2 protein-coding genes are annotated in these 3,150 nt (G+C 64.8%); both read right to left on the reverse strand.

Features of this window, described 5'->3' with window-relative positions; genetic code table 11:
* The coding region (locus EA346_RS00740) for a Wzz/FepE/Etk N-terminal domain-containing protein (protein ID WP_296754386.1) at positions 1 to 1,270 on the reverse strand (1,270 nt) is incomplete at its 3' end.
* 903 nt (positions 1,271 to 2,173) lie between these two features.
* Positions 2,174 to 3,150, reverse strand: a 977-nt coding sequence (locus EA346_RS00745) for an O-antigen ligase domain-containing protein (protein WP_296754388.1), incomplete at its 5' end; no start/stop codon positions are given.

Consider the following 3,150-nt stretch of genomic DNA (forward strand, 5'->3'; position numbering starts at 1 on the left):
TGTACTGCACGCTGCGCTCGTTCAGCGTCATCAGCTGCTCCTCGCGCTGATCGATCGCCTGTTCCAGCGAACCGGCTTCCGCAGTTCTCGCCTCGAGGCGACCGGCAATCCCGCTGACGATCCGGTTGCGCTCAGCTGCCACCTCGGTTCGAATCGACTCGAGCTCCGCGCGTTTTTCCACCACCGCGGGGAACGTGTCGGTGTATTGCCGGGCGAGCTGCTGGTAGGCCAATGCCGCATCCTGAAGCCGGGCCTCCAGCGCCGCCAGGCGCTCAGCAACCAGATCGCTGCCGCCCATCGAATCGAGATGCTCGACCCGTCCCTGCTGCGCCAGATCGCGCCATCCCGAAAGCTGCAGCAGCTCGCGCCGGACCTCTTCCAGCCGCGCGCTCTTGCCACGCAAGCCTTCGCGGGTGAGCTGGATGTTCTGATCGAGATCGGACACCCGGGCCTCGCGCGCGAACTGCGCCAGCGCGCGGTCGGATCGCTCCAGGGCGATGCGCATCTCGTCCAGCTGACCCTCGAGGAACCGGCGGGCCTGGGTGCCGGAGTCGAAGCGGCGTTGCAGTGAGGTGTCGATATACTCGCGGACCACCGCGTTGGCTATCCGCGCCGAGAACTCGGGATCGAAGCTGGTGATGCTCACCCGGACCACCTGCGTGTTGCGGACCGGTTCGATCTCCAGTTTCCGAAGGAGTGTCCTGGCGGCCACGTCGACCGGATCCCGCTGGGCGCGCTGCTCAGACCCCTGGAGATCCTCAGCGGAGGGACCCCGGACATGGCTCAGCAGCAGCGACGTCAGGCTGCGGACTTCCGCGCCGAGACTGCGCTGCCGCATCTCCCCGGTAAGTTCGGGGTGATCCTGCAACTGCTCGGCGCGGATCACCGCCTCGGCGAGGGAACGGCTGCGCAGGATTTCAAACTGGCTCGCCCGGTACTCGGCCGAACTGCGGCCCGAGGTCTGGTCGAAATCCTGAAATGCGAGGATCTGGTTCGCCTCGGGCTCGATCAGCACCAGCGCGGTGGCCCGATGTTCCGGCACCTGCAACTTCGTGACCACGAAGGTCGCGGTGATGACAACCAGCATCAGGGCGAGGATCAGCCACTTGCGCTTGACCAGGATCTTCCAGTATTCGCGCAGATCGATACTGTCATCTTCATCGGGACCGGGTACCGAAGCCCGTGGCTCATAGGCGACCATGGCCGCGCTTCCACTGGGAACCGCCTTCAGTGGGTGGGCCTTCGCGTCGCGATCATCGGCTGAAGCCATCTGCTGCTATCTCGACTGCTGACTGTATTGAACCGCCGGTCCGTATCCCCTGACTTCCGGAGCCGACGCCCCTACCGGGAACACGATACGGAGACGTGGCGCCTAACCGCTCATCGCCCGGGCCACCCTGAAAGACGAAAACGCGAGCCACTGAAGGCACGGACAACCACGGAAAAGAGGTTGAATGCACGATTTTCCGTGATGTCCGTGCCATTTCGTGGCTGCTTTTTTCGTTTAACCCACTGAGGAGCACGAACATGGGCGAACCCGAGGAACCGCTTACCCCAACCCATCGACCATGCGCCCATCAGTGCAAACGTTCGTTCGCACTCTCAGCCTACCGTCTGTAGTACTCGCACCGAGGAATCACGGGCTCGCTGGGCAGTTTGCGAAGGGCGGTGGGAAACTCGCCGGTGGCCAGAAGCGAGGATCGCGGGGCGCATTCCCGGGACGATCGCAAAGATCGGGGACCCGTGCTGCCGCCGGCAGGAAGGGCGTTCCGGGCCGATTCATCCCTGGCCGTGCACGCGGACCCGAGCGAAAGTAGGGATGGACATCGAATTCCGATTCTTGCGCCCATGACCGTTCCCATGGGGGCGGTGGCGCGACGTACCGTTGTGCCACCTGGACGAGGCCGACTGCCGGTTGCGTCGCAACGTCGCGCTCCACTACCTGCGCTGCCGAGGGCGTGTACTCCGGGCCAATGGCGGCCGAAACCGTCGCCCCCGACACCCCAAACCCCAGAACAACCAGACTCGTTCCCAGAAACCGCCAAGGCGTGCGTGCTCGCATATCCCTACCCTCCGTGAATGAGACTCAACCGGGCTTTACACCCAAAGAAATAGACCCCTGAGATTCAATAGTAGCCCGATCCGGGGGGGTATTCAATACTTGAGGACACTTTCACGATCGGGGGACGGAATTAAATTTCGTCCCCTGGTTGCCCGCGCTTCCTCGCCCCCCGGCGGCCGGGCGCAGCAGCGTGCCGATATAGAGCGCAAGCACGACCTGCGTTGCGGGGATGTGCCAGCTGAAATCGCCCAACCCCACCAGCGCGAGGGCCGCCAGGCCGGCGTAGAGGGCGATGCGCTCGGTGCTCAGGCGCGCGGCGCGAATGACCGCAAGGATCACGGCGACCAGCAGCGCAACCCCCACGATGCCGGTCTCGATCAACCATTGCAGAAGGTCGCTGTGCGCGTAATCGAGCCAGAAGGTCATGTGCCCGGGCTGAATCTGCTTGAACGCGGCTTCGAAGCCACCCAGGCCCACGCCGTGCAAGTACCAGCTCAGGGGCAGCTCGGTGCGAACCAGGCCGAGGACCTCGAATCGCATGTCATGCATACCGGTCGCGAGCAGGCGTTCGACCAACGGTGCCAGACCGTACCAGGCGGCCGCGAGCAGACCGCCTCCGAGCGCCAGGTAGGCCGGCCAGACGGAGGTTTTGCGCAGCACGTGCCGGTGCCGCGACCAAAGCACCAGCGCGATGGTCATGCCGACGAGACCGGCGCTGCTTCCCAGGCGTGACGTGCTGCCAAGCAGCGCGGCACCGATCACGGCGCTGGTGATCAGGCTGCCCGCGATCTTGACCTCTTTCGACCGCAGACCGAGCAACGGCATGTCCCGGATCCACCAGACCGCGACCGCGAGCGGCCATAGCAGCGCGAGGTACGCCGCGAACAGGTTGTAGTTGCTGAAGCTGCCGTGCACGGCATGGGGCGTGTTGCGCTCCCAGATCCCGAAGATGGTCTCGGAGCCCGAGGCGTGCGCAGCGACGCCATACGCGGCCTGGAACAGGACCCCCGCGACCAGAAGCAGCCAGAGAACGTTGCGTTGGGAGGCAGGCAGGCTGTAGGCGATCCAGGCGATGGTGAACAGTGCCA

It is taken from the genome of Thioalkalivibrio sp. (assembly GCF_007692535.1).
Classification (GTDB): Bacteria; Pseudomonadota; Gammaproteobacteria; order Ectothiorhodospirales; family Ectothiorhodospiraceae; genus Thioalkalivibrio.